The sequence below is a fragment of the Bradyrhizobium acaciae genome (genome assembly GCF_020889785.1).
In the GTDB taxonomy this organism is placed as follows: domain Bacteria; phylum Pseudomonadota; class Alphaproteobacteria; order Rhizobiales; family Xanthobacteraceae; genus Bradyrhizobium; species Bradyrhizobium acaciae.
Genome location: NZ_JACMYK010000001.1, coordinates 85043 through 111858 on the forward strand (window position 1 = coordinate 85043; position 26816 = coordinate 111858).

Genomic DNA, 26816 nt, shown 5'->3' on the forward strand with positions numbered 1-26816 from the left:
GCGCTGTGACCGCCCGGCACCTAAACTGCGGGCATGCTGAAGCGAGGGCTGCTCGGGATTCCGCTGGATGTGGCTCGCCAGTAGGCGGCAGACATCCAGGCCTGCGGTCCCCACCCGCCATGTTGAAATCGACACTGTGAAGAATTCCGGCAAAGACAGTCGGTTTTGCGGTGTCGAAGTCACGTAATCGCAGTTCAAGAACGTCTTCTTCCGTTCGAGCCGATGATTTCGCCGCATCTGATCAAGAGCCTCCCGTAAGCCGGTCGGCCAAAGTGGCGGATGCATTGAGATGGCGGATCGTTTATGAAAACGGAGAGGCGCTGCAGACCGTATGCCCAAGCCGAACGGACCGAACGCGGGTTTTGTCGAGGGATGGCTGGAACAGCTAGGGCTGTCTGGCTACCTACAGGCGTTCCTCGACAACGACATAGACGCTGGCGATTTGGCGCATCTGACCTCGACCGATCTTGTCGAACTCGGCGTCACGTCAGTCGGCCATCGCCGCCGGCTGCTTGATGCGATCGCAAAGCTTGCCGTGGACGTGCAGCGGCCCGAGCCGAAAGAGAAGCCCGCCCCGCGCGCGCCCGCGCCGCGGCCGCTTTCCAAAGCTGAGCGGCGGCAGGTCACGACCATGTTCTGCGACCTCGTCGGCTACACCAGAATTTCCTCCGATTTCGACCCCGAGATCGTGCTGGAGCTCCTCACCAGTTACAAAGATGCCTGCGCCACGCTAATCGAGCGCTATGGCGGATACGTGCTGCGCTATGTCGGGGACGGCGTGCTCGCGACCTACGGATATCCGCGCGCGCGCGAGGACGACGCGGCACGCGCGGTCGCGACCGGGCTGATGCTCGCCGAGGAGATCGGCAAGCTGGTCATACCAAACGGAGAACAACTTCAGGTACGGATCGGCATCGCCACCGGACCGGTCGTGGTCGGCGACCTGGTCGGCCATGCCGCCATAGAGCGGGACTCGCTGGTTGGCGAAGCCCCCAACCTTGCCGCGCGGCTGCAAGGCGAAGCCGGGGCCGGCGAGGTGCTCATCGCGGAAACGACTGCAAAAATCATCGGCGGACAATTCCGTCTGGAGAACCTCGGCATGCGAAGCCTGAAGGGTTTCGAGGCGCCAGTCACGGCCTATCGTGTGATCGGGGAACAGCGGGGAGCGACCCGCTTCGACGCAGTGCACGGCGCGGTCAGCTTGCCCATGATCAGTCGCGAGCACGAGATCTCCCGACTGGTCGACTGTGCCGCCGCGGCCCTGCTCGGCCAGGGCCAGATCGTCGTGATCACCGGCGAGGCCGGCATTGGAAAGTCGCGCCTGATTGAGGAGATGCACCGCAGGCTCGAGATCAGACCGGAACAGCGTGTGGTGTTGCAATGTTCACCGATCCACACCAACCGCCCGTTCCACCCGATCACCCATTATCTCGACTACGTGACGGGCGTGGAGGCGCCAGATGCCGATGTGCGCCAGCTCGACAAGCTCGACGCAATGCTGCGCGGGCTCGGCCAAGCGAGCCCCGAACGGCTGGCGCTAATCGCCGAACTGTTGCGGCGCGAGAGCAGCGACCGAAGGCTATTGCTGCGGCTTGCGCCCACAGAAATCAGGGAACGCACTATCGCGGCGCTGCTCGACATAGTCGAGGCGATCTCGCGCGAGAGTCCAATCATCGTCATCGAGGACGTGCACTGGGCGGATCCCTCGACCAACGAATGGCTGGAGCAGTTGGCCGGAATGATCCGCAACCTTCCGGTATTGCTGGTCGCGACTATGCGCCCGGACGAGATACCGCAATGGGCGCGGCGTACTGGCGCGAGCATTCTACACCTGACGCGGCTACTGCCCGACGAGATCAGGCGGCTCGTCAATACCATCGCCACCGAGCGCAAGATGCCAACCAGTGTGATCGATGCAATTGTGGGGCGCTCGGACGGCATTCCGATCTTTGCTGAGGAATTGGCCCGCAGCCTGCGGGCGATTGGGGATGCCTGTCCCGGCGCGACGGATGCGACCGCGATCCCGGTGACCCTCAACGAAATCCTGCTGGCGCGGCTCGACCTGCTCGAAAATGGCCGTGAGACGGCGCAGCTTGCGGCGGCTATCGGGCGCGACATCCCGCTCGATTTGATGCTAGCGCTATCGCCCTTCGGCGAGGCCGCTATGCGGGAGAGCATCGAGGGACTGGTCGAAAGCGGTATCTTCGTCACGCGTCCCAGCGGCTTTGGCGATGTCGTCGATTTCCGCCACGCGCTGCTGCGCGACGCCGCCTATCATCTACTGCTGCGGCGCGACCGGTTGCTCGTCCACAAGCTGATTGCCAACACCATCGAGGCGCGATTTCCCGCAATCGTCGACAGCATGCCGCACATGCTGGCGCACCAGTTCGCGGAAGCCGGGGACCATTCCGCCGCCATCATCTATCTGGAAAGGGCAGGGCGCGACGCCGCGCGTCGCTCGGCGGCGGTCGAGGCGGTCGCACATTTCACCGCTGCGCTGGAGCAGACCTCACGCCTGCCACCAGGAGGCGAACGTGACGTCCGAGAATTCGACTTGCGGCTTGCCATTCTGGGGCCACTGATCGCAGCACGTGGCTATGGCGCGGACGAGGTCGAGGGGCAGATCGCGCATGCTGTCGAGCTTTCGGCGCGCATCGGCGGCGGCGAACGCATCGTTCCGGCGCTGTTCCTGAACTGGATCGCCCGCTTCAACGAGACCGATGTTCGGTTCGAAGTGGCCCGCCAGATCATGCAAGTGGCGGCGTATGGCAGCGCCCTGGACAAACTGATCGCGCATCGCTGCATGGGCACGACTTTGCTGTTTCGTGGTGAGTTCGCCGCGGCGATTGCTCAGTTCGAGCTATTCCAGAAATTGTTCGTTCCTGAACGACACAACGAGGCGCTGAACAAGGTCGGCGCCACCGTCCATGCCGTCACTGTCAAGGTTGGGCTTGCCGAAGCCTGGACTATGCTCGGCGACATCGAACGAGCCGGCATCTGGCGCAAGGCTGCGCTCGACGATGCCAACGCGAGCGGCCACTACCAGACGATCTGCCATACCACCGCCTTCGCAGGCGGCCTGCTCGCCGCCTTGATGGAAGATGTCAACGATCTTGCCTTCCATGCCGCGCGGTTGCGCGACCTCACGCTGCAGCACGACCTGCCCTACTGGCGGCCACACGCCGATCTGCTTGCAGGCATGGCTGACATTCATCGGGGATTTGTCGAAAAGGGCTTCCGTCTGGCGCAACACGGCATGGAACGTATGGCCGCCGAGCGCTTGCCCTCGCTGTCTGCGTGGAGCGTGGTGTTTGCCGGCGGTTGCGTCAGGGCACACCGCCCCGAGGAAGGGCTCGCGACACTGGCAGGTATCGCCGAGGAGATCGATATCGGCGAGCGCTGGACGGCTGGCGAGTTTCACCGGTTACGCGGCCTATTACGACTGCAATCCGGCGATAGCCCGGGTGGCCTTGAGGACCTCGCGGAAGCGCAGCGGATCGCCACTCAGCAAGGTTCGGCGCTGGTCGAGCGCCGCGTCAAGGCTGATCGCGAGCGGGTAGCCAAAGCGAGCTGAACCTTTACCGCAACTGGTGCACCGCGTCCTTGGCGGCGCGGGGTTGCTGATTGGCGGATCGAGAAGCTAAGGGAAACGCTGCTGCACGTCGAGCCCGAACTTGCGTCGCGCTCCATACCTGCCCTACCCTTGATCGCGGCATCAGCACGGTGAACGCACTCAATGGCTCGTCATTCGAAGTGCTGTGCGAATTAGTGGAAACACAATTGCCCACGACGCGGAGAACAGCTTCAGCCTGTCGGCCATGCGTCCCAGTTCGGGTAGCGAGTCGGCGCGCATTTTCTGCATGCCCTGCTGCGGTGGACTTTCACCGTAGCTTCGGCAATGCCGATGTCGTAGGCAATCTCCTTGCTCAGTCGGCCTCTGAATAACAATCTCGCGTTCTCGCCGGCTCAATGATCTGAAACGCTCCCTTAGATCGATTAGGTCCTTCTCATTTTCCCGACGCGCTCCATCGCGGGACAACCCGAGCTGAACGGCATCAAGGCAAAGGCCTTCGCGCGCGCACGGCGGGAGAGAGCCAATGGCTGAGATCGAGGTCTAACGGCCGCTATGAGCGCGAGCACGGCCACCCGCCGGTGAGCTACTGGATCTGGCACTTCCCCCTGCTCTTCGAGATCGGGGCCCTGCTCTATGAGGTAAAGCTCAACGAGCAGCTGATTTACCCAGCGGCGCTGGACCGGACCCGCGCCACCGCCTAACAACGCAAGGCCATCCGGCTCATCGTGGAGCCGTAAGCGCGACGGGCGGCAGCGCTGAAATAGGCCAATTTCATTGGAACGATCCACAGCGGAGAAAACTAGCAATCGGGTGAAGGCACCGCCCTCACCGTCCGTCCCAACGCTCCTCCCGAGGGCGCAACATGGTTCATTCTCCGCGCTTCGTGACACAGATCGACGGCTGGAGGCTCGCTACTCGATTACTTTCGATCCTTTGATCGTTCTGGACTGAGGCTTATGCCGAGTTCTCTGGCCGTCGTTGGACTGAATACGACATCGCTAGCTGTTCTATCAAACCAGGCCCACGATGTCGCTTGTTGGCCCATCGCGTCATTTCGCTGCGCTGCGGAACTTATTCGCTATCGGAATATAGCGGACTTTGGTGAGCCGCCCGCCGGCAAATTTATGGGTTCACGGCCTTTAGGGGCATCCGCCCCGACGAGCTCATCGCCAAGGAGTTATCCAAACTGGAGACGCTCAACGATGGCTGGCAGCATCAAGCAAGGTCAATAGGCGCATTTAAACGAGCGCACAGGCCAGGATGTAGTTCTTCATAGACGAGTGTGCCTCCCAGCTGCTGAGTAAGAAGCAGGACGATCCGCGATCCAAGTCCACCCCGATCGCTTTCACCTTCCCGGCCAACGCCGTTGTCCGCGACGGTTACTTCAATTCCACTGTCCACCGAGAGGCGGACCGAGATCTGCCCTGGCCGGTTGTCCGGAAATGCGTATTTCAAGGAATTGGTGACAAGCTCGTTAACGACGATGCCGATGGCCAAGGCTTGATTGTGCGGCACAATCGCGGACTCGCTGACGACGTTGAACGCGACCGGCCCGCTGGGCGGTAGTGATTGGAATATCTTTTCAACCACATCCTGCAGGAAGTACCGCATGTCCACTGAACTGGAGTCCTGTCTCAGCGAGAGATGGTCATAAACCTCCGCAGTAATCTGGATGCGGCGCGCTGTGTCATGCAGCGCGACCACCACGTCGGGTTCGGCGCTTTTGGCCTGAAGGCGTATCATCGCGCTCAGAACCGCCAGATTGTTCTTGGTCCGGTGGGCCATTTCCTGCAACAGAAGGGCCTTGTTTTTGTCAGCCTGCATCACGCGCTTCATCTCTAGCCGGAGAAACTCCGCCACCACCGCTGTACCCGCCGCCGTGATGATGAAGAGACCGTTGACGGATAGGTAATCAACGCTGACGCCGGCTTGATAGCTCAGATACGCCCCGGCTACGACCGCCATGACCGCCGCCACAAGGCCGCTTCCGCGATCGAAGACCAGTCCGGATAGAAACACGCCCGGCAACAGCAAAAAGAAGCTGGGATAACCGGTTAGCATCTGCAGACCTGCCTGGACGACTGAGCACACCAGCATAATGGCTGCCGCAACGCAGTAGCGAACAAGAATTGGCAGATGATGCTCAAGTAACAGCGGATAAAACTTGTTCATCTTGTCAAACGGGTGGCGAGCCGTCCTAGTTCCGGATGCGTGGAACCCTTTTTCAGACGTGCTCCGCCTTAAATCAAGGACGTCTTCGGTTTGGAAATCCTGGAGGACGCCATTGGACGTGCACGACGCTCAGCCCGAGTGCATCGTAAGGTGGTCGATCAGCATCGCTCGACCGTCGGGGCCCGAAGCCCTAGCTCAGTCGGCCCGAGATCAAATTGGGTGTTTCCGCGGTAAACGAGAGCTCATTTTGCTAAACTACCCGCCACATTGCGGAATGTGCGCGCATCGCCCAAATCGATAGGGCCGTTGTGTAGCGTCGCTCGCCTTTCGGCGACGGCATGATCGAACAGTTCAAGGACGAGACCGAATGCGGCCAGATCCTCTGGTTCGATCGCTCCATCGTCGTAGCACCTGAGGGTTTCGCCGATAATCGCGTCGACCTCTCGCTGATATGTCAGCAGGTCCTGTTCGGACTGGGCTTCGCGAACCTCGGAAACCACGGCGAGAATGCGATTGCGCTGGCTTGCGTTGTCGTCGCGTTCGTCCCGGTTCAGATAGCGCCTTAGCCAGGCGGCGGCCGACCCGATCCCGGAGAGAAGAAGGAGTGCGAACCAGAAGTAGTCACTGTACTTGTCCAGCAATGTCCGCTCGGTCCCATTGATTACCGCCGCGGCCCCCCGATGGACCGAGGGCTCCGCCTCCTTCTCCGTCTCGGGCTTCGAGATGTGCGCGGCACCTGCGACCCGTTGCGTGATGGTGTCACGGACCACGAAGAGCTGCCGATAGAAGGCCGCTGCCTTGGCTTCGGACAGTTCTTTTCTAGTCAGGATGAGATGGTTGACGCTGATGGTGTCGACCTTGTCCTCCGGCCAGGCCGGTTTCGCGTTGAAGACACCGCCCGGAATTTCTTCGGCTTCGTAACGGGGATGCTTCAGGGCGATAGCTTCGGATGCTTCGACCGGAAGAAACTTCGGACCTCCGCGCGACTGCGCCGTCGCGGCGATCGCGTCGGCAGTGATCTTGCTGTCGAGCGGACCGACGGCGAGATACGCGTCGAGTGTGGCGTCTTGCGCAAGCTTTTCGATTTCTTCAGTCCCGAATTGAACCATCGTGACCTTTTCCGGCTCCACGCCGGAGCCGACTAGAATGGTCCGCAGGAGTGCGAGGTTGGCGCCGGTCTTTCCGATGACGCCGACCTTGTGACCGGCCAGATCGGCGATCTCTCCGATCTTGCCGCTGGCCTTCTTCTTTGAGTCCCTGCCCGGTCGCCCCGAGGGCGACCACAGGACGACGTAGTTCTTCCGCAAGACGGCCAACGTTTGCGCGTCGGGCGGCATCCCGAGATCGCCGCGTCCCACCGCGAGGTCTGTTTTGCCGGCACCCAGCAAAGCCAGGGATTCGGCCGCTCCTGCAGTCGTGAGCGGAGCGAGTCTCACCGTCCTGCTTTCCTCATCGAAAGCCTCCGCCATCGCTTGAATCACTTGAAGGTCATCGCTGCCCGCGGGGCCGACGGCGATCCGGAGGGTTTCGGGCTGCAAGGCGTAGTACAGAGCTGCCGCGGCGGCGCCGAAGGCGACAAACCCCACGGCCAATACGATGAGAAGCCTTCGTTGGCGTCGATCGTGTGCGCCCCTCGCTGGATCGGACGGTGACATCAGCAGAACCTACGTAAACAACCGCCTGCGTTCGCCCGTGATGTCTGATCTCAAGCGCGACATGGCGATCCTCGCGACCAGTTGGCGGCCTCTCAGCCGGCGAGAAGCGCCGACGGCGATGAGCACCTTGCGGTGACACTGCCCAGGAACAATTTGAGCGGCGGGGGTTCTTGCTTCCCGCTCCTTGCCCTGGCCCGCCCGGAGCAAAAACCTAGTCCCCTACGTTGGCGGCCTGGACCCTTGTCGAGGTCGTTACTTAGGGCTGGACGCAGGGCCGCTTCCCGGACTCGCTCCTTCTTCATTCGAGCTTGGCCGAACCTGCGACATCGCACAGAAGCGGTTGTCATCGAAAATGAAGAATGGACCGCTCTCGACGTCGGCTCCCGTGCGTACATCCGACACGGGAGCCGACGATGCGGACCTTCGAAAGGCCGCTAGAGCGTAGGGAGTAGAGCATCGGCCCAACGCTGGAGCATTAACCTAGGATATTCTCTCGCTGAAGGGGTATGTCAGCCTCACCCGCATAGGAACAGTCTGCCCCAGGGCGAGTTTCAAGGCATTCGTTAGCCTAGAGGTGCAAGATGCGTAACTCGCTGCTTGGAAGCTCAATTCTGACTGCGGTGCTGCTCGCCAGCCCCCTCGCCCACGCGCAAAGTTCTGCGCAAAGTCAAACCCAAGGTGCCGAGCAGAACAAGAGCGCTCAACATTCAACTCAAGGCGCCACCCCAAACGGATCGGAGCAAGCCACGCAACCTGGACAGGGCTCTTCCGATCGGAGTTCCCGCCAGGAGCAGCAACAGGGCAATCAAGAACAGCGTCGTGTTGGCGAAGAAGGGCGTGGCGACGAGCGGAACTCGCGCTCCGCACGTTCGGATCGCGAGGAGGGAGGTCGCCGGTACGACGAAGGACGGTCGAGAGAAGGCGACCGATACGATGAAGGACGGCGATACGAAGAGGGCCGTCGGTACGATGAGCGCCGCCGATACGGCGATCGCGACAGGTACGGAGAGCGCGATCGATACTATGAGGGACGGCATTATGGCGACCGATATGAGGGCCAGCGTTACGAAGAAAGGCGGTATGGGCGGGCGGAGCGCGAGTACCACGGTCCTCGAAACCTTCAGGTCACCCGCCGGCAGCGCGCCCGCGTGCACGACATTCTAATTCGAAGGCACGTGGAGCCAGCGCAGATCGACTTCCCTGTCCGCATCGGCGCGCGCGTACCTGAGTACGTCACTTCGTACGAACTGCCAGACGAGATCTACGACTACGCTCCGGGTTACGAGGGATATCGTTACTTCGTTGCGAACGACGAGATCGTCATCGTCGATCCGGGGACTATGGAAGTCGTGGCGGTAATGGACGATTAGAATTGGCAATTGACGAGGTCGGCCGCGAAAGAGCATTTGCCCGAGCTCGCGAACAGAGGTGGAGGGGTGGACCGATAGCACTCCTCCGGCCTCGGCGTGGGGAGATATTGTGAACGAGCTGCGAGCCGAAGCGTCGCCGCGATCGGTCGAAACAGAGGCCCTAGTGAACCTCCTCCGAATGAGTGGACACCTGTAGTAGGCTCAGAGAGCCCGGAGGTGTCGGATGCAAGAGCGTCAACGTCGGTCGTTTACCGAGGAGTACAAGCGGCAGGCCGCTGAGCTGGTGGTATCGAGTGGCCGGTCGATCACGGCGGTCGGCAAGGAACTCGGTCTGCGCGATTCGGTGCTGCGGCGCTGGGTGGAGAAGCTCCGGCAGGAGCCGGCATCGGCGACGCGGCGCCCCATCACGCAGGCGGCGCCGATGCCGGCTGACCAGGCTGCCGAGATCGCCCGGCTGCGCGAGGAGAACGAGCGGCTGCGCATGGAACGGGACATTTTAAAAAAGTCGATCGCGATCTTTGCCGGAACCCGGACATGAGCTTCCGCTTCATCGAGGATCATCGCAATGCCTATCCGGTACGGCTGATGTGCGCCGTGCTCGAGGTCTCGGCGGCTGGTTATTATGCTTGGCGTGAGCGCCCGCTGAGCGCACGCACGACCAGCAATGCCGCGCTCCTGGCTGCGATCCGACAGGTCCATCAGGACAGCGGCGGACGCTATGGCAGTCCGCGGGTCCATGCCGCGCTGCAGGTGCAGGGACGTGGCGCCAGTCGTGGCCGGATCGAACGCTTGATGCACCGGCACGGCATCCGCGCCATCATGGCACCGCCGCGCCGCGTTCGAACCACCGACAGCCATCATGGCCTGCCGATCGCGCCGAACCTCATCGAACGTCATTTTGCCGCCACGGCCGCGAACCGGATCTGGCTCGCCGATATCACCTACATTCCGACTGCGGAGGGCTGGCTCTACCTGGCGGCCGTCATGGACCTGTTCAGCCGCAAGATCGTCGGCTGGGCGATGCGGGATCACATGCAGGTCGAACTCGCCTCGTCCGCCCTGAAGATGGCAATCCAGCAGCAGCAGCCGAAAGCCGGATTGATCCATCACTCCGACCGCGGCGTGCAGTATGCCTCACAGGACTATCGCGCGGTCCTGTCGGCCGCTGGCATCACCGGATCGATGAGCCGCAAGGCCGACTGCTACGACAATGCCCCGATGGAGAGCTTCTTCCATACCTTGAAGACCGAGCTCGTTCATCATCGCCAATACAACACCCGAGCCGAGGCCCAGCGCGATATCTTCGCCTTCATCGAGGGCTTCTACAATCGAACCAGACTCCATTCCGCCATCGGGTACATCGCCCCGATCGAGTGGAGCTAAAAGCAGCTTAACCCTGTCCACTTTCTTGGGGGAAGATCAAGGACCGCCCACCCCGCCGAACGAGAACAACATCCCGCAGTTGTCCGCACGCGCTCGTCAATCCGCTCGGCGTTTGCCGTCGATGGATACGCTCGACATCCTGTCTCGCCCTCGCCATCCGATACCGTCACTCATCGCATCGATCCAGCTTATTTTTTGACGCAGCGTCGAAGCAAATTAAGACCGGTTGGCCGCTCCTGCTATGCTTGGCGTCGGATCGGCATTGATCGCCAGCCAGTCGTGACGATACTGCTCGCGATGGTCCCGGCCCAATAGCGCAGGCAAGCCCTAGATCGACTGGTACTCGGCAATGGCGCGCGTACCCGCTAACCTGGACGTTCAGTCGAGCCCCTCGCAGTTAAGTTCGTGAAGCGTTTTGTCCACCCACGATGTATCGTGCGTACCCGCCATGATGTTCGCGATCTGCTTCTGCTCCGCCTCGTACTTCGCAGTAGCGCCCTTGAGCACCGTATCGACATCGTCAAACGGTACGCAGAGCATTCCGTCATCGTCTCCGATGATGAGATCGCCCGGATTGATCACCATGCCATCGATCGCAATCGGAACATTGATCTCGCCGGGCCCGTTTTTGTAAGGCCCGCGATGGGTGACGCCCGCCGCGAAAACAGGAAACTTCTGGCCCCGGATGAAGCCGGCATCTCGAATCGCACCATTGATCACAATGCCGGCAAGCCCGCTCTTGATGATCCGCGTCAGCATCATTTCGCCGATCAGCGCATTCGTGAGATCGCCCCCTGCATCGACGACGATGACATCGCCAGGTTCGGCGATTGCCATCGCCTTGTGGAGCATCAGGTTGTCGCCCGGCCGTGTCTTGACGGTGAGCGCCACGCCGGCCATCCCTCCGGCCTGATGCATGGGCCGAAGCCGCGCGCCGGCTGCCGTCATCCGGGACATGCTGTCGCTGACGTTCGCTACCGGCAGACGGGCAAAGCGTTCGACGACCTCGGTCGCCACTTTTCTTTGCCGCTTTAGTATCCTGAATCCTACAGACATGCGTTGTCCTTCTCGATGTTCTCAAAATGAAACCGTTGCGTTCTCGCTGTTTCCCTGTGCATCGAAGCCCTAGAAGCCGAACAGTTCGGCGGGATTTTCGACCAGGATGCGATGGCGCGTTTTTTCGTCCGGTGCCCAGTCTGCGAGGAGATCGAGCAGCAGGGCATCGTCCGGCTTGGTGCCGCGCTGGGTGGGATGCGGCCAGTCGGTGCCCCACAAGATACGTTGCGGTGTAGCCTGCACGTAGGCCCGCGCTACTTCGCTGGAATCTGCGTAAGGCGGACCGAGCTTGCTGTCCTCATAGGGCTCTGTCACCTTCACCCAGGTGCGCCCCTCATCCAGCATGCGGCGGACTGCGGCGAATGCCGGATGCTTGAGACCGTCAGGCTGCGGGATACGCCCGAGATGGTCGATCACCACCTTGGTGGGAAGCGACCGGATGACGCTCTCATGGGTTACGACCTGATCGCCCGTCATCAGGATCTGCACGTGCCAGCCGAAGGGGTTCACCCGCTTGGCGAGCGTGGTCAGCATCTCCGGTGTCGTCGTTCCCCAGCTCTGCGGAGACACGAAGTTGACCCGGATGGCGCGGACGCCGGCATCCGTCAGCAGGCGCAGCTCTGCATCCTTGACGTCGGTGTCGACGACGGCAACCCCGCGCGCCGCGGACCCCAGCTGGCCCAGTGCGTCCACGAGACATCGGTTATCGATGCCATAGGTCGACGGCTGTACCACCACGCTTCGCGTCGTGCCGAGCCGGCGCTGCAGTGATCGATAATCCGCAACCGTTGCACCGGGCGGAAAGCCCTGGCGCCAATGCGGCGAGACGGGAAATCGTTCGTCGTAGATGTGGTGGTGGCAGTCGCACGCGCCCGCGGGCGCATCCAGGCGCGGCGGCGCGGATCCGGTGCTGTTGGGAACCGCCTGGTCAACGCCGGCCGCCCACGCACCCGTGCTCGCAGCCAGCATGCCGGCGAGAACGGAGCGTCGGGTGATGGTGAGCTTTGGCTTTTTGCGACGCGTGCTCATGATTTCACCGCCACCATGTCCGTTGCACGCGTGGCGCTGCGTCCGAGCACCAGGACGCAGACCGCGGCCACGGCACAGAGCAGCGCGAGCGGCAGCATCCCGAGCACGAAGCTGCCCGTCCACTCCTTGGTCACGCCGACCACGTTCACCATCAGGCCGCCACCGATCAGATTGGCGATCGCATTGATGCCAGCAAGGCCCGCCGCAAGGGTGCTTGCCGACAGCCAACTCGCCGAAAGCGCCCAGAACGGCCCCTTGAAGGCGTACGCGCCGACGAGACAGCACGTGACCATGACGATCGTCGGCACGACCGCGGTTCCTGTCATGCCCAGTGCCGTGAAGCCGCCGGCTGCGAACAAGAGCGGAATGGCGGTGTGCCATCGGCGCTCACTGGTCTTGTCCGAATGGCGCCCCCACAAAACCATGAGCACGGTCGCGATGCCGTAGGGAATCGCATTGACAAATCCGGTCTGCAGGTTCGTCAGGCCGAACGATTTCAGCAATTGCGGCTGCCAGACCGACAGCACGCTGCCGGTGGCGGAGGCGCCTGAGCAGACCAGGGCCATGACCAGGAAATACTTGTTGGTCGCAAGCTGCCAGAGTGAGAGGTGCCCAACCGGCTTGCGCGCGGCGGCCTCCGCCTCCATGCGTCCGATCAACCATTCCCGCTGCTCCAAGGTCAGCCAGGACGCTTGCGTAGGCTTGTCAGTCAGAACGAACAGGCATGCAACGCCCAGCAGAACGGTCGGCAGCCCTTCCAGGATGAAGAGCCACTGCCAGCCGCGCAGGCCCAGCGCGCCGTCCAGCTCGAGCAGCCCGACCGAAAGCGGAGACCCGAGGAAGGTGGCAAGCGGAATCGAAACGGTGAACGTCGCCAGAATGCGCGCCCGATACTGCGACGGCAGCCAATAGGTGAGATAGAGGATCGCGCCAGGAAAGAAACCGGCCTCCGCCGCACCGAGGAGGAAGCGCATGGCATAGAGCGAGTACGGACCAATCACGAAGGCCATGCATGCGGTGATCAATCCCCAGGTGATCATGATGCGCGCGATCCAGCGGCGGGCGCCGACCTTCTGCAGCGCCAGGTTGCTCGGCACTTCCACCAGGAAGTAGGAGACGAAGAACAGGCTGGCGGCAAGGCCGAACATCGCCGGCGTGAGCCCGAAATCCTTGTTCATCTGCAGCGCAGCGAAGCCGACATTGACGCGGTCGAGCAGCGCAAAGAAGTAGCAGATCATCAGGAACGGCACGAGGCGCAGGATCACCCTGCGCATCGTGACCTTCTCGATCTCATCGATATCAGTTCGAGCGGCCGTCACATTTCTCTCCCTGTTGTGTTGCTTGCCGACTCGGCCCTACTCGGCCGCTTTGACCCTGGCCTGCGTCTTGGCCACGATCGCGTCGATGGCGACCTTATAGTTCTCGGGAACGACGCCCTTGAAGTGGTCCTTCAGGCCGAGGCTGTCCTTCCAGCGCAGCCGCGCCGCGGTCGCGCGCGCCATCAGCGGCTCGATGCCGGCATCCGCCACCGCTTCGGCGGCCATCTCGACCTCTTCGGTGCGCCGCTTGGCATGGATAACGCCGGAGGGCGTGAGACTCTCCACCGTGTCCATGAACGGACGGGTGAGCGTCTTAGACGCCGAAGCCAGCACGGTCTCATCCAGACCGTAGGATCGCGCCGCCAGCAGCGTCTCGTCAATCAAGGCCTCGATCCCCTTGATCAGGACGGAACGAAGAATCTTGATCCCCGAAGCCGTACCAAGCTTTTCGCCAGCGAACTCGATGCTCATGCCCCAGGGCACCAGCAGATCGATGACACGCTGCCCGGCTGCGCCGCTCGACAGCATGTGCATCGAATAGCCGTTCTTGGGCGTGCCCATGATAGAACCGTCGCCGAGCGTCGCGCCCGTTTTGGCGAGCTGCTCGGCAACGCCGTATTTCACCTTCGGCGTGGCCGAGGCGAAGTCGAGGAAGGTGTGGCGGCCATCGAGCACCAGCGCGAACGCGGCCGCACTTTCAAGCGAAGAAGAGCCCGGCGTGACGCTGAAGATCAGCTCGGCTGCGTCAGCCAATTCCTGATTGGACTTGACCAGCGTAACGCCCGCGGCCTTGGCGCGGCTTTGGATCAGATCGGCATAGGGACCGTCGAAGGCGTATTTGTCGTAGCAGAAGACCTGCTGCAGGCCGGCGCCGCGGAGCCCCTTGCCCAATGTGCTGCCGATCTCGCCATAGCCGACCAGACCAAGACGAAACTGCTGTTTGTTGCTCATCTTCAAATTCCTTTCGAGAGAGGTGTGATCGAGCTGGTGCGACGGTCGGCCGTGCCGGCCTGTCGCTGCAGGCTGACGCCGACCATCCGAATGAGGATGGCAGCAAGCGTGAGAAATGCGGCCACAGAGATCAGGGCCAAGGAGAAGCTGTCGGTGGCCTGCCGGATCACGCCGATGAGGTAGGGACCGACAAAACCGCCGAGATTGCCGATCGAGACGATCATCGCAAGGCCGCCAGCGGCAGCACTGCCCGTGAGGAAGCTCGACGGGATCGGCCAGAAGGTCGACTGGTAACACATGATCCCGATCACGGCGCCGCAGAGCGCGAGGATGGAGATCATGGCCGACGATGTCGCATAGCCGCAGACGATCAACGACGCTGCGCCAAGGAGCAGCCCTGATGCCACGAACCAGCTCCGTTCACCGCCTCTGTCCGACAGTCGCGCCCACAGCATCATCACGATGGCGCCGCAGATGTAGGGCACGGCGGCGATGAAGCCGACGGCGACGACGCCGAAGCCGAAGCCCTTGATGATCTGCGGCATCCACAGGCCGAGACCGACGGAGCCGATAATGGCGCAGAAATTGACGGCCGCGCAGACCAGAACGCGCCAATTGGTGAAGGCATCCCTGAGCGTAGAGGAGTGCTTGGCGGCAATGGCCGCGCGCTCCGCCGCCAGCACCTCGGCGAGCCAGCGCCGCTCGTCAGGGCTCAACCACTTGGCCTGCTCGGGCTTGTCGGTGAGCGTGAAGAAGCACACGAAGCCCAGCAGGGTTGCCGGCAGGCCTTCGAGGATCAAGAGCCACTGCCAGCCATGCAGGCCCGCGAGACCATCGAGCGCCAGCAACGAGCTCGAGATCGGCGCGCCGACGATGTTGGCGATCGGGATGCCGAGCAGGAACGCCGCGGTCGCCGTGCCGCGGATGCGCGCCGGGAACCAGTAGGTGAAGTAAAGGAACACGCCGGGCGTGAAGCCGGCTTCGCCAAGCCCGAGCAGGAAACGCATCACGCCAAAACTCACGGGGCCGACCACGAAGGCTGTGGCGGCCGAGATCAGGCCCCAGGTGATCAGGATGCGGGCGATCCATTTGCGGGCCCCGATCGCCTGCAAGGCGAGATTGCTCGGCACCTCCGCCAGGAAATAACCGAAGAAGAAAAGCCCGGCACTCCAGCCGAATGCGGACGGTGAGAGGCCGAGATCGCCGTTCATCGTCAGGCTGGCGATGCCGACGTTCACGCGATCGAGATAGGCGACGATGTAGCAGAGCAGCAGGAATGGCACGATCCGCCACAGCACTTTCCTGAGGATATTCTCCTGCTCGGGCGTGAAGCCCGCGTCGACTGACGCGGCGGTGGCACTGGCCATGGGTTCCCTCCAGAGCCGGTGTTTCCCCCGGCCATGGCGCTCCTTAACAAAAATAGAACGCCGTTGCAATTTATTTTGAAACGGTGTTTCATTTCCGAGGATCGACACCGGGGCGCTTGCGTCGCCCGGTCGGAGGCGCTCCCATGGAAAAGTGGAGTGCCGGCCGTCGGTTACGGTGTCCGCTAGCCGGGAGGAACTGGATGCTGCCACGCGTATCTGATATGCGGGCCCCTGCTCCGCTGCATAGCGAATTGGCGGCGGAGCTTCGGCTGCGCGGCTTCGAGGGCGATTTGGCGCCGGCCTATGCCGACCGGATCGTCTCGGCAACCGACAACTCGATCTATCAGCTGCTGCCCCAGCTCGTGGTGTTTCCGCGCGGGGTCGACGACCTGGTGCGCCTCGCGCGCGTCGTATCCGAGCCACGCTTTGCGGACATCGTGTTCGCACCTCGCGGTGGCGGCACCGGCACCAACGGCCAGTCGCTGACCGAAGGTCTCGTCGTGGACCTCTCGCGCCACATGAACGGGATCATCGAGATCAATCCGGCCGAGCGCTGGGTGCGGGTGCAGGCCGGCGTGGTGAAGGACCAGCTCAATGCCGCGCTGGCCGAGCACGGCCTGTTCTTTCCGCCGGAACTCTCCACCTCCAACCGCGCCACGATTGGCGGCATGATCAGCACCGACGCCAGCGGCCAGGGCTCCTGCCTCTACGGCAAGACGCGCGACCATGTGCTGGAGTTGACGACCGTGCTGCTGGACGGCACGGTGTGGACGTCCAGGCCGCTCGAGAACGAAGAGCTGCACCAAGTCCAGCGTCGAGCCGACCTCGTCGGCGCCGTTCACAGGCTGGTCGATGCGATCCAGCGCGAACGGGCGGACCTGATCGCAGCGCATTTCCCCAAGCTGAACCGCTGCCTCACCGGCTACGACCTCGCTCACATCCGTGATGATCGTGGCCGCTTCAACCTGAACTCGATCCTGTGCGGCAGCGAAGGCACGCTGGCACTGATCGCCGAAGCCAAGCTGAACGTGGTGCCGATCCCCAAGCACAGCGCGCTGGTCAATGTGCGCTATGGCAACTTCGATGCCGCCTTGCGCGACGCCCAGGAGCTGCTCCGGTTCGGCGCGGCTTCGATCGAGACCGTCGATTCCCGGGTGCTTGGCCTCGCGCAAGACGACGTGGTCTGGGATTCCGTCCGGCAATACTTCCCCGAAGACGACGGACAGCGCGCGATGGGCGTGAACCTCGTCGAGTTCGTCGGTGACACCGAGCGGGAGATCGAGGAGCCGGTCGGTCGCATGTCCGAGGCGCTCGCCTCCGCGGAAGCGAGACGCGGCCGCCGCGGCTTCACGGTGGCGCGCGGCGAGGCCGAGGTGAATGCGATCTGGACCATGCGGAAGAAATCGGTCGGCCTGCTCGGCAACATGCAGGGCGACAAGCGGCCGATTCCCTTCGTGGAGGATACCGCTGTGCCGCCGGAGCACCTGGCCGACTACATCGCCGAGTTTCGCGCGCTGCTCGACGCCCGCAAACTGACCTATGGCATGTTCGGCCATGTCGATGCCGGCGTGCTGCATGTCCGCCCGGCGATCGACATGAAGGATCCCACGCAGGAGCAGTTGATCCGGGAGATCACCGAAGAGGTCGTCAGGCTCACCAGGAAGTATGATGGACTGCTGTGGGGCGAACACGGCAAGGGCGTGCGCTCGGAATTTTCGCCACGCTTCTTTGGGCCGCTCTACCCGGTCCTGCAGTCGATCAAGGCCGCGTTCGATCCGCGAAATCAGCTCAATCCCGGCAAGATCGCCGCACCCGGTGGCGCGCAGTTGCTGACGATCGACGGGCTGACTACCCGCGGCCAGCTCGACCGAACGATCCCCTCCTCCGTCCGTGGCGCGTACGACGAAGCCCTGCACTGCAACGGCAATGGCGCCTGCTTCTCCTGGGATTCGGATGAGGCGATGTGCCCCTCCTACAAAGCGACGCGTGATCGCCGGCACTCGCCGAAGGGCCGAGCCTCGCTGATCCGCGAATGGCTGCGGCAGCTGGCTGCACTGGGCGTCGACCCGGAGCGCGAAGCAGCAGAACTGCGTCGCGGCTCCGGATGGCGAGACTTTCCCGGGCGATTACGTAACAGCTGGGCCCGCGAACCGGATTTCTCGCACGCCGTGAAAGACGCGATGGATGGCTGCCTCGCCTGCAAGTCCTGCAGCGGGCAGTGTCCGATCAAGGTCGACGTTCCGAGCTTCCGTGCCAAATTTCTCGAAGTCTACCACGGCCGCTATCTGCGGCCGTTGCGCGACCACTTGGTCGGTTCGCTGGAGGCGATGCTGCCTGCGCTCGGCAAGGTCGGCTGGCTTTACAATCTCGTGATCGACAGCCCGCCGGGCCGCGCGGCGATGCGGGCAATCGGACTGGTGCACACGCCGAAATTTTCGCAGGTTTCGATGCGGCGGGAATTGGCGGCGCGCGAGATTGCGCTCGCAACGCCCGAGCTGCTGGCGGCACTCTCCGTTAAGGAGCGCGCCCGCAGTGTGGTGCTGGTCCAGGACGCCTTCACGAGTTGGTATGAACCGCGTGTCGTGCTCGCGGTGCTCGACCTCATGCAGACGATCGGCTTCAAGCCGTATGTCGCGCCGTTCCACCCTAACGGAAAGCCGCTGCACGTGCACGGCTTCCTGGGTGCCTTCATCCGCACAGCGTCCCGCAACGCCGCGATGCTGCGCGAACTTGCCGCCACCGGCGTCGAGCTGGTCGGCGTGGATGCATCGATGACGCTCACCTATCGCTCCGAATACGACATGCTGCCGGGCGCGGACCGGCCGCCACCCGTGCTGCTGGTTCAGGAATGGCTGGCGCGTCACTGCGACGCCGTCCCGAAGACGTCAGGCGCCGGCAGTGGATATTTGCTGCTACCGCATTGCTCGGAGCGTTCGCTCGCTCTGTCGAGCCTGCGGGACTGGCAGGTGGCATTCGCGGCCGCGGGCGCGAGTCTGCCGGTGCTGCCGTCGGGATGCTGCGGGATGGCCGGGACCTACGGCCACGAGGCCGAACATCGCGCCACATCCGAGCAGATATATGGAATGAGCTGGGCGCGCCATGTTGCCGGGCAGGCGCCGAGCGGACGCCTGCTCGCCACCGGCTATTCCTGCCGGTCGCAGGTCAAGATCATGGATGGGCAATCCCTGCTCCACCCGGCGGAGGCGTTGCTCGCCTGTGTGCGTGGCCGCCCGACTTAATCCGCGTGCGAGAACATCGGCAGGCCCGGCGTGTCGAGCTCGGCGCGGAGCAGCGTCCCGGTGCGGCTCTCGGTGATGAAGAGGCTCTTTCGCTCCGGTCCGCCGAAGGCAAGGTTGGTGGTGCCGACACCGGCGCAGGAAACGATGCGGTCGAGCGGCTCAGCCAAAGGCGACAGCCGCCAGATCGAGCCGAAGCCGGTGTGACAGACCAGCAGATTACCGCCATCGTCCAGCGCCAGGCCATCAGGACCGCCTGGGCCGCCATGCAGATGCGAGAATATCCCGACCTTGGTGGTGAGACCGCTCGCCGGCAGCGGCACGCGCCAGATCTGGTTGGCGCGCGTCACCGCGACCAGCAGAAAGCTCTCCTCGGCATCGACCACGATGCCGTTCGGGCTCGGGATCGTGTTGATCAGGCAGGTGAGCCGGCCGTCGGGCGTCAGCTTCCAGACCCGGCCCGTGGGATCGTGCATCCCGGTCTGGCCCTGGTCGGTGAAATAGAGATTGCCTGACGGCGCGAAGACGAGGTCGTTCACGCCCTTGAAGCTCTCGCTCGCAGCCGTCTCCAGGAACGGTGTCACGGCGCCGCTGGCCGGATCAAGCAGCATGATCCCGCGCTTGTAGTCGGTGATGAAGACGCGGCCATCGCGGTGAATCTTCAGCCCGTTCGGCCAACCGTCATACTCGGACACGAGCCCCCAATCGCCCGCCGCGCTGACGCGGAAGATGCGCCCATAGGAAATGTCGGTGATGTACAGACGACCCTGCCGATCGAAGGATGGCCCTTCGAGGAAGGAATCGATTTCGCGTCCGCCCTGGTTGGCATCCGCCCAGGCGGTGCGGCGCGGTTTGCGGAAATAATCCGGAAGCCGCGTGAAGATGCTGGTTTCGATCCGGCGCGGGGGGCTGAAGAACGTCATGGTGCGACCATGGGAAAACCGTAGAGTTCGGCGGGATTGTCGACCAGGATGCGCTTGAATACGACGTCGTCGCCCGCGCATTGCGCGAACAGATCGAACAGGCGCGCGTCGTCCGGCTTGTGCTCCTTCGGCTCGGACGGATGCGGCCAGTCACTCCCCCACACCAAGCGCTCCGGCGCGGCCTTGACGTAGGCTGCCGCCACCGCACCCGCGTCGGCGTAATCGGGCGGGCCCTGCTTGCTCGCCACATAGGGACCTGAGAGCTTCACCCAGGTCCTGCCGCGATCGAGCAGACCGCGAATAATCTTGTAGGGCGCGCTCTCGAGGCCCGCCGGCTGCGGCACCTGGGCCAGATGATCGAACACCAACCGCCCGGGCAGCGACGCCAGCAGATCCGCGTTGTCCTCGATCTGCTTGGGACGCATGTTGATCTGGCAATGCCAGCCGAGATCAGCCAGCCGCGGCGCGAGCAATGGAAGCGAGTTCACGGTCAGCACGCCCGGAAAGCCGAGATTGAAGCGGACGCCGCGGACACCTTGTTCGTCGAGCCGTCGCAGCTCGGCGTCCGATATGTCCTCGGCGACGACGGCGATGACGCGAAAATTCTCGGCGCCCAGCGCCTGTCGTGACGCGATCTGCAGCCGGTTGTCGGTGCCATACGTCGACGGCTGGATGATCACGCCCCGCGTCGTGCCGATCCGATGTTGCAGCGCGCGATAATCGTCGGGCGAGGCGTCGTCGGGCAGCAAGGTCGCGCCCTTCGCGATGGGATAGGTCTTGTCATAGGTATGGAAGTGGCAATCGGTGGCGCCGGCAGGCGGCACGAAGTGGGGCTTCCCGCTGCCGCCCGACCAGCGCACCTCCTGCGCCTGCGCCGTTGCAACGTGCGGAAAGAGCGAAGCACTCAGTCCAGCCAGGACCGTCCTGCGGGTGACCGATGCGACTGTCACGACGTTCGTCCTCCCGATCGATTGTTAGAGAGGCTTATAGGCTGGGCAAGGTGGCCGCCGCAAGTGAAATGAAACGTCGTTTCGTTCATGCTTTCGGACTGGAACGCTTGCGCGCGCCCTTCTCCGCGTCGGAGAACGGCGTTCCGCCGCAGGCCAGGGTGAGCTTGGTGGCCGCGTCAGACAACGCCCCCTTGATCTGCTCTGCCCGCGCAGTCGTGAGACGGCTGACCGGCCCCGAGATCGCCAGCGCTCCGACCAGGGAATCACCGATGCCGAACACAGGCATAGCGAGCGCGGCGGCATGAGGATCCGTGACGCCGGAGGTGAACAGCGGCAATTCGTCGTCCGGCCCAGGCGGTCCCGACTCGTACCGGCGGAGCGTCTGTGCGATGGCAGATTTATCCATCGGACGGGTGTCGCCCGGCTGCACGGTCATCCGGATGCGGTTGGTGCTCTCCACCCGGAAAAGACACAGCCTCTCTTCGCCGTTGCGGACATAGAAGGACGTCGTCTCGCCGGTCTTCGCGGCGAGCTGCTCGAGCGCCGGCATGACGTGATCGGAAAGGCGGAACGCCTGCTGATAGGCGGTGCCGAGGCGCAAGGTCTCTGCATCGAGCCGGTAAGAACCATCCGGCAAACGCGCGAGCAGCCGGTATTGTTGCAGCGACAAAGCGAGCCGCAGAATGGTGCTTTTGACAAGTCCGGTGCGCTCGGCCAACTCCGACAAGCTCAAGGCGCTGTCGCCTCGACGGAACGCCGTTAACACCGCCATAGCTCGTTCGGCCGCGGACACGCCCTTGAGTGTAGGCGGCTTCTTCTGGGTGTTCTTTGCCATCTCAAATCCTCATGTCTGCCTCTCCTACGTCATTCCCGCTCCAGTTAGAAGGGCGATGACCTTGCAGCACAGAGAGCCGAGGCGAATCCCCGGATTAAACGGCCGGCAAACGAAGGAGACTGCGTCAACGAGCGAAGATCGTGACTTCGGCTCGCCACTGCTGAAAACATGCGGATCCGACCGAGGCGACCGGGGCCAACGGCTGCCGCCGAAAAAGCTAACATCCCAGACCCGCCCGCCCTTCGGTACGATCAAGTACGCTGCAATACTCCAGGAGTGAAAACACCATAGAATCCTTACCTCAATCGAGATAAGCCGCGCTCACGATCTCGGTCGGCGCCAGCGAGCAAGGCAAAGCGAACGGCCTGCGAAGCTACGCTAAACTACGAGATAGCCGCCGGTGGCACTACGCCCACTCAATCATTTCGAGCGATGCTTGGTCGTTGAATTACAAGCACAAATTTTAAGGCTAGACAGACAAACGCCGACGGTACAACCGCCGCAATTTTTCGGTTTTGAATTCACAGAATAAATTGCTCCTCACGAAGCGACGGCAATTCTGCCACCTATCGGAGTCAATCGACTGGATAGCGCGCCGACTGTGGTACCCACACGATTTTCCTCGGAGAGACCACCGATATCCTACTGGCCCCGACACCAAGCTCCCCGTTGGTCCACTACGACCGGAGCCTGATCGATATGCAGCAGGTGGTTCCCCACTATCTGTGAGTACCAGTTGTTCGTGAGAACGTTCGAGCGATGTCCCATACGTTCTTCACCGCGAAATCCGTCCTCCGAACTCGCGCTGAAATGCTGCGCGGAGGTTGCTTGCGAACCCGGTCCAGCTTGAACTAAGGCGGCCTTCGGCGGCGACGGAGGAAGCGCGTCGTTCAACTTAGTCGAACTCATTGCGGCAACCGAAACGGGGTTGAAGGTATTAAGCAGGCGCAGAGCTTCGATGCGGCGGGCCCTTGGCTCACCGGATTGACGAAACGTCGTCCGATCTGTTGCCTCGGGATTGTCGCCCGACTAAGCCCAGATCCGCGATTGTTCTATAACTTGAACTATTTTTGTGGTCTGCAAGCAGTCTGTCTGCTTTTTGTATTAGACCTGCAGGTGATCGGAGCTCGAGTTTTGAACGCCCAGCCCTTTTGTACGATCAAGCACGCTGCAGTACCCCGTCAGCCTAAACGCGCTGGCTTCCTGACCTTGGCCGGGATCAAGTCAAGCTCATGACTACAGTGAGAGCTCAAACGCTGAAGGACAACACGACCAAGACTACGCTAGACTGCGCAATCGCAGCCGGCCGCACTACTCCCACTCGATCATTCGCGGCCGAAGGGAAGTTATGTCGTAAACTGAACGATTGACGCCCCTGACCTCATTGATGATGCCGGGCATTGGCGGCTGACAGGTGCATACTGGTCCCATAACGGTCCATTGTGTTTCAAAATCCTGCGCGGCCAGATGGTGTGCTTGTGGAAATAGCGAGCCGGCTAAACGCGCTGGTCGGCCGGGAACCCATCCAAATCGGGTGAAAGGAATGTGAGGAATCGTCTTAGCGGGTGGTCGACTCGAACCCCGACATCGTTGCTTGATCTTTCGCTTCACCCTGATCGGCAGAACACTTCGGCGTAGACCAAACACCGAGCGCCGCCTACCATGAGCACGATCCGCCCTCAGGTCGTCTGTGACACTCGCTATCCTTGCGCCTGACTCACCAACGTCGAAATTTGTGCAGGGGGGCTCACTCACCCACGTCGATGCGCACTTACCCTCGATAGATTTTTCTTGACCTCCCGGTGCACACACCGTGCGTACGCCACTCTCTAAGCGCTGTGAAACTTGAACTCTAGCTCCAATCCGTCATGGGCAAGTTTGAGCCAGCTACAGACAAACAACGGCCATTCCAGCAAACTATTGGAAGCTTCGGCGCCTGTGTTCGGAGCGGTGTTTGGATCGCCTGCCCCGTGGGCCAATTGACGAACGCAACCGGAGCGGCGACCTGCTACTTGCAGCCGCGGCAAATCGTCAGCTTGCCCTTTAGTTTGTCATCTTCCCTGGGATCGACCGATTGCTGCCCAGAGACACGATCCGCTTCTTGACCGCGCTTGGACTGCTTTGCCGCGCGCGACCTGACGGGTCGCGTCGTCCGGCTTGACGCGTCATTGTCGTCGACGATGCCGACGCTAAAGCCATCGTAATCGGTGGCCGGCTTGGCCCACGGCGGCAGCCTGTCGATCACCGGTGCTGACGAAACATCGTCGGGCGCCGACGGCGTGTCCTTGACAGTGGCAGATGGTGGGGCGGATGCCAGTGGCGGCACATCTTTAGCGGCTCGGGCTGGAACTGAGCCCTTGGCGGTCTCCGCCGGCGGCGGAACGTCATCCGTCGCTGGTGACGACCCAACATTGCTCTTTGCTGATGATGTCGGATGTTTGCCCGCCGCCCGCGGTGGCGACACGCTCGGTGCCGCCATCGGCGGCCAAACGCTGTTGGTGGGGGCGACGGCCGGAGGTGCCGCCCCCTGTTCACGAAACGGCGGCGGCGGAGCGAGCGAAAGTGGTTGGGCCAGCGACGTCTGACATCTCGCGCTGTCGTGGAAAAAAACACCAGCGGCCAACAAGCCAAGGGCAAATAGCGCAGCGTTTTTCATTGGCGTTCCACAAATCGCTTTGACTGAAAGGAATGGATCGCGTGACTTGGCCACGCTTCGGCAAAAATAGCCATGGCTGAGATGGTGGTCAAAATTGACGGAAATGGGGTATCACCGGCGGAAACGAGCGCACTTCGGTCCGCCTGTGGTCTTTCGGCAACCCTCGTTATCAGCCCCTTGGGGTCGCTCGGAAGTCCATGCGGACCGATCGGATGTCCCTGTGGTCTCGCAGCCGTGACGATCAGCGCTTCCGGTGCGGAGCGCACTGATCTCCGGCGCAGACATCGTCAAACCTTCGTATAGCTCCCTTCATCTATTTTCATAGCCTGGGCTTACGCTCGTACAATTGAGCGACCGCTGGGGATTCTTATGCTTGCGGCGATCGTGGCCCGCAACTGCGAGGGCGCGCCTCCTCCCCGCGCCTTTCGAATTGCGAATGCCCCTAAAGCGCGGTGAGATTGGGATCAATCATCGTCGCGCTTTAGCTTCTTGCTTGAGCATGATTTCCGCGAAAACTAGAGGTCGAAATTCGTGGGCAGCATGACAACGTCGCGAATGGGTCATGCCGCGGTGGTCAGGCGCGCGCGCCATTTCGCTCAGCCGCAGTTTCGTGCCGGCCGGGCAAGTGATCGAGAAACATGCGGCGCATTCGGACGGCTATCTCGCCGAGGCGGACGCATCGCGCTCATATCCGCCCCGAACTGACGGGCTTCTCTTGGCGGGATTTCGATCGACTTGCGCTTCATCTTCTAAAGGCAGGCCCGTACGCCGCGGATTGCCAATCAGCCGGAGGCGCACCTTTAGGTGGGGCAACCAGCATATTTTCCGGCGCTCCCCATCAGACCACAGGCGGGCGCAGTGATGGCGCCCGACTTCAGCCCGTCGTAGACGGCATTGCCGATAACACCGGCGAGAACGCCCAATCCAAACGCGACCAAAGCCGGGTTGCCACCTGAGACCTGCTCCAGGTGATCGAGGGACAATTCGTGGTTGATGCTCGGCATGTTGAATCTCCTTTGCTTTAAGTGATGGGGCATCCATCACTAGGGGATCATGCAACAAGCCGAGCCGCTGATCTGTGACTGGGATCACGCGCCGGTAGGTCGTTCGACCTTGAGCTGGGGCGCGTCCCGCCCCGCCAGGACAAAGCATTTGAGGCGGCCCCGGCGGCACAGTTTCCTTGGGAAATTAATCGGGCACGGTTGACCAGGTGTCATTCGAGCGGCAGAGAAAGCACCGAAGGCTTATTGCCCTGCTCGCAACCTGTTCGTCCCTTGGGCGGCAGAGTCGGAACCGAGGCAGCCGCGGCCAACTCAGTCTGACTCATGAATCGGGCCAGATTAGCGTCCGATGACTACTCCACGTAACGAACGGCCACAATGGCAACCGCCAATACGATGAGCATGCCGACAACTGAAATAGTGGCTGTTCGCGACCAGCTTTCGCCGCTGATTAATGGCATCGCGAATTCCTCCGACGCCGAAGTTGTTACCCCTTAGAGCAATTCGTCAGTTTCAAATGTGAACGACCTTACATTTCACGCGCACTTGATGATAAGGCAGAAGCAGCGGCCTGTGGTGGGCTCTGTCCTGCAAATGTGGAGGGTGAAATGTGCTGCACTTCCGCCGCATCGACACTCCGGGCGATCTGGAGATTTGGATCGCAAGCAGCGATGATTATTCGTTCGTTATCAGAAACGAGAGCCGAGGTGGACCTAGCTTGCATGGAGAGCCGGTTTTTTTGCGTCATATCGCCCCGACTTTCTGAATATTGCCTGCGGCTCAAGGGCCCGGATCACCCTTCAGCAAATTCGCTGACGCCGAGCGGGCCTGTCCTTGGTCGCCTCATCATCAAGGGATAACTACCGTGGTCCGAGCAAGGCGGAGCGAAGTCGTGGCGCGAAATGCGCCGCAGGGACCATGACTCCCAGCGGCGTTTTCCGTGGGCAGCGAGCACCGAGGCCGGATTTGGACACTGAACTCATCGATGCAGGGTCACTGCCTTAGCCGGGTGGAAGGTAGCCGCCCGGCTTTAGCTCCTTCACCATCGCGAGATTCTTGTCGATAGCCGCCAGCAGCTTGTCGAACGCATTTGCAGGAACACTGACCGGGCTGGACGGCTTACCTCCCGAAACTGCTCCCAGCTCGTCGGCTGACAGTTCATGAATGCTCGTCATCTTCATCTGCTTTCCTCCTGTTGCCGGCGGCTGCATTGCCACCTGGTGCAGGATGGATACGAACTCCAAGCGACGGTTGCTGTGACGTGTGTCACACGCGTGAAAAATCGACGCCGACAACTGGCGCTCATTGTGGGCAGCACGTCTACCGAACCAATGATCGA

Annotated in this window: 18 protein-coding genes and 2 pseudogenes; 5 read left to right on the forward strand and 15 right to left on the reverse strand. The window is 62.2% G+C overall.

The features are described from left to right. Positions 1-331: 331 nt before the first annotated feature. Entirely contained in the window at positions 332-3574 is a 3243-nt protein-coding gene (locus H8A92_RS00440) for an adenylate/guanylate cyclase domain-containing protein (RefSeq protein WP_229193863.1), read from the forward strand. Positions 3575-3733: 159 nt separating this feature from the next. On the opposite strand, the pseudogene H8A92_RS00445 reads toward H8A92_RS00440, so the two are convergent. Continuing rightward, positions 3734-4060 (reverse strand): annotated as a pseudogene (locus H8A92_RS00445) (response regulator transcription factor); the annotation flags it as partial. A gap of 92 nt (positions 4061-4152) precedes the next feature. On the opposite strand from H8A92_RS00445, the gene H8A92_RS40720 reads away from it, so the two are divergent. After that, the gene (locus tag H8A92_RS40720; protein WP_274613179.1) at positions 4153-4275 is read left to right on the forward strand and encodes a hypothetical protein; all 123 of its coding nucleotides are present in this window, start codon (positions 4153-4155) and stop codon (positions 4273-4275) included. Positions 4276-4789: 514 nt separating this feature from the next. Here H8A92_RS40720 and H8A92_RS00450 read toward each other — a convergent pair. Then, positions 4790-5746 carry a sensor histidine kinase gene (locus tag H8A92_RS00450; RefSeq protein WP_229193864.1) on the reverse strand — a complete coding sequence of 319 codons (957 nt, stop codon included), beginning with the start codon at positions 5744-5746 and terminating at the stop codon, positions 4790-4792. A 242-nt stretch (positions 5747-5988) separates the two neighbouring features. Beyond that, positions 5989-7401 (reverse strand): TAXI family TRAP transporter solute-binding subunit, encoded by a 1413-nt coding sequence (locus tag H8A92_RS00455; protein ID WP_229193865.1) that lies wholly within the window; start codon positions 7399-7401, stop codon positions 5989-5991. 581 nt (positions 7402-7982) lie between these two features. Here H8A92_RS00455 and H8A92_RS00460 point away from each other — a divergent pair. Together H8A92_RS00460 and H8A92_RS00465 are read left to right on the forward strand one after the other, a co-directional pair. Then, positions 7983-8771, forward strand: a complete 789-nt coding sequence (locus H8A92_RS00460) for a DUF1236 domain-containing protein (RefSeq protein ID WP_229193866.1) — start codon at positions 7983-7985, stop codon at positions 8769-8771. A 223-nt stretch (positions 8772-8994) separates the two neighbouring features. Beyond that, a protein-coding gene (locus tag H8A92_RS00465; RefSeq protein WP_229193867.1) for an IS3 family transposase occupies positions 8995-10154 on the forward strand; the annotation gives its coding sequence in 2 pieces (ribosomal slippage) (positions 8995-9286 and positions 9286-10154; 1161 coding nt in all). A 378-nt stretch (positions 10155-10532) separates the two neighbouring features. Here H8A92_RS00465 and H8A92_RS00470 read toward each other — a convergent pair. The 5 genes from H8A92_RS00470 to H8A92_RS00490 all read right to left on the reverse strand — a co-directional run bounded on the left by H8A92_RS00470 (position 10533) and on the right by H8A92_RS00490 (position 15876). Beyond that, the gene (locus H8A92_RS00470; protein ID WP_229193869.1) at positions 10533-11210 is read right to left on the reverse strand and encodes an RraA family protein; all 678 of its coding nucleotides are present in this window, start codon (positions 11208-11210) and stop codon (positions 10533-10535) included. A gap of 69 nt (positions 11211-11279) precedes the next feature. Then, positions 11280-12239, reverse strand: a complete 960-nt coding sequence (locus H8A92_RS00475; protein WP_229193870.1) for an amidohydrolase family protein — start codon at positions 12237-12239, stop codon at positions 11280-11282. Beyond that, a complete protein-coding gene (locus H8A92_RS00480) occupies positions 12236-13558 on the reverse strand; it encodes an MFS transporter (protein WP_229193871.1) in 1323 nt (440 codons plus the stop codon). Before H8A92_RS00480 ends, H8A92_RS00475 begins: the two co-directional genes overlap by 4 nt. A 36-nt stretch (positions 13559-13594) precedes the next feature. Continuing rightward, the gene (locus tag H8A92_RS00485; RefSeq protein ID WP_229193872.1) at positions 13595-14509 is read right to left on the reverse strand and encodes an NAD(P)-dependent oxidoreductase; all 915 of its coding nucleotides are present in this window, start codon (positions 14507-14509) and stop codon (positions 13595-13597) included. Positions 14510-14511: 2 nt separating this feature from the next. Beyond that, positions 14512-15876: an MFS transporter gene (locus H8A92_RS00490; protein ID WP_229193873.1), complete on the reverse strand. Its 1365-nt coding sequence runs from the start codon at positions 15874-15876 to the stop codon at positions 14512-14514. Between the two features lie 200 nt (positions 15877-16076). On the opposite strand from H8A92_RS00490, the gene ydiJ reads away from it, so the two are divergent. After that, positions 16077-19115 (forward strand): D-2-hydroxyglutarate dehydrogenase YdiJ, encoded by a 3039-nt coding sequence (gene ydiJ / locus H8A92_RS00495; protein ID WP_229193874.1) that lies wholly within the window; start codon positions 16077-16079, stop codon positions 19113-19115. Here the strand turns inward: ydiJ and H8A92_RS00500 are convergent. The 7 genes and pseudogenes from H8A92_RS00500 to H8A92_RS00530 form a co-directional block, all read right to left on the reverse strand. Then, a complete protein-coding gene (locus H8A92_RS00500; protein ID WP_229193875.1) occupies positions 19112-20035 on the reverse strand; it encodes an SMP-30/gluconolactonase/LRE family protein in 924 nt (307 codons plus the stop codon). The two genes, ydiJ and H8A92_RS00500, sit on opposite strands and share 4 nt — an antisense overlap. Further along, positions 20032-20985 carry an amidohydrolase family protein gene (locus H8A92_RS00505; protein WP_229193877.1) on the reverse strand — a complete coding sequence of 318 codons (954 nt, stop codon included), beginning with the start codon at positions 20983-20985 and terminating at the stop codon, positions 20032-20034. Before H8A92_RS00505 ends, H8A92_RS00500 begins: the two co-directional genes overlap by 4 nt. A gap of 85 nt (positions 20986-21070) precedes the next feature. Continuing rightward, the gene (locus H8A92_RS00510) at positions 21071-21820 is read right to left on the reverse strand and encodes an IclR family transcriptional regulator (protein ID WP_229193879.1); all 750 of its coding nucleotides are present in this window, start codon (positions 21818-21820) and stop codon (positions 21071-21073) included. Between the two features lie 1311 nt (positions 21821-23131). After that, positions 23132-23212 (reverse strand): annotated as a pseudogene (locus H8A92_RS00515) (GMP synthase (glutamine-hydrolyzing)); the annotation flags it as partial. 616 nt (positions 23213-23828) lie between these two features. Next, positions 23829-24476 (reverse strand): hypothetical protein, encoded by a 648-nt coding sequence (locus H8A92_RS00520; RefSeq protein WP_229193881.1) that lies wholly within the window; start codon positions 24474-24476, stop codon positions 23829-23831. Between the two features lie 800 nt (positions 24477-25276). Continuing rightward, positions 25277-25480, reverse strand: a complete 204-nt coding sequence (locus H8A92_RS00525; protein ID WP_229193883.1) for a hypothetical protein — start codon at positions 25478-25480, stop codon at positions 25277-25279. Between the two features lie 998 nt (positions 25481-26478). Further along, on the reverse strand, positions 26479-26658 hold the full coding sequence (locus H8A92_RS00530) for a hypothetical protein (protein ID WP_229193884.1): 180 nt from the start codon (positions 26656-26658) through the stop codon (positions 26479-26481). Positions 26659-26816: the final 158 nt, after the last annotated feature.

Bases quoted from the DNA above. Each gene is read 5' to 3' on its own strand.
- H8A92_RS00455 (WP_229193865.1), bottom strand. From the start codon at position 7,401: ATGTCACCGTCCGATCCAGCGAGGGGCGCACACGATCGACGCCAACGA.
- ydiJ (WP_229193874.1), top strand. From the start codon at position 16,077: ATGCTGCCACGCGTATCTGATATGCGGGCCCCTGCTCCGCTGCATAGC.
- H8A92_RS00450 (WP_229193864.1), bottom strand. From the start codon at position 5,746: ATGAACAAGTTTTATCCGCTGTTACTTGAGCATCATCTGCCAATTCTT.
- H8A92_RS00485 (WP_229193872.1), bottom strand. From the start codon at position 14,509: ATGAGCAACAAACAGCAGTTTCGTCTTGGTCTGGTCGGCTATGGCGAG.
- H8A92_RS00500 (WP_229193875.1), bottom strand. From the start codon at position 20,035: ATGACGTTCTTCAGCCCCCCGCGCCGGATCGAAACCAGCATCTTCACG.
- H8A92_RS00525 (WP_229193883.1), bottom strand. From the start codon at position 25,480: ATGCCGAGCATCAACCACGAATTGTCCCTCGATCACCTGGAGCAGGTC.
- H8A92_RS00460 (WP_229193866.1), top strand. From the start codon at position 7,983: ATGCGTAACTCGCTGCTTGGAAGCTCAATTCTGACTGCGGTGCTGCTC.
- H8A92_RS00530 (WP_229193884.1), bottom strand. From the start codon at position 26,658: ATGAAGATGACGAGCATTCATGAACTGTCAGCCGACGAGCTGGGAGCA.
- H8A92_RS00470 (WP_229193869.1), bottom strand. From the start codon at position 11,210: ATGTCTGTAGGATTCAGGATACTAAAGCGGCAAAGAAAAGTGGCGACC.
- H8A92_RS00490 (WP_229193873.1), bottom strand. From the start codon at position 15,876: ATGGCCAGTGCCACCGCCGCGTCAGTCGACGCGGGCTTCACGCCCGAG.
- H8A92_RS00440 (WP_229193863.1), top strand. From the start codon at position 332: ATGCCCAAGCCGAACGGACCGAACGCGGGTTTTGTCGAGGGATGGCTG.
- H8A92_RS00520 (WP_229193881.1), bottom strand. From the start codon at position 24,476: ATGAAAAACGCTGCGCTATTTGCCCTTGGCTTGTTGGCCGCTGGTGTT.
- H8A92_RS00510 (WP_229193879.1), bottom strand. From the start codon at position 21,820: ATGGCAAAGAACACCCAGAAGAAGCCGCCTACACTCAAGGGCGTGTCC.
- H8A92_RS00475 (WP_229193870.1), bottom strand. From the start codon at position 12,239: ATGAGCACGCGTCGCAAAAAGCCAAAGCTCACCATCACCCGACGCTCC.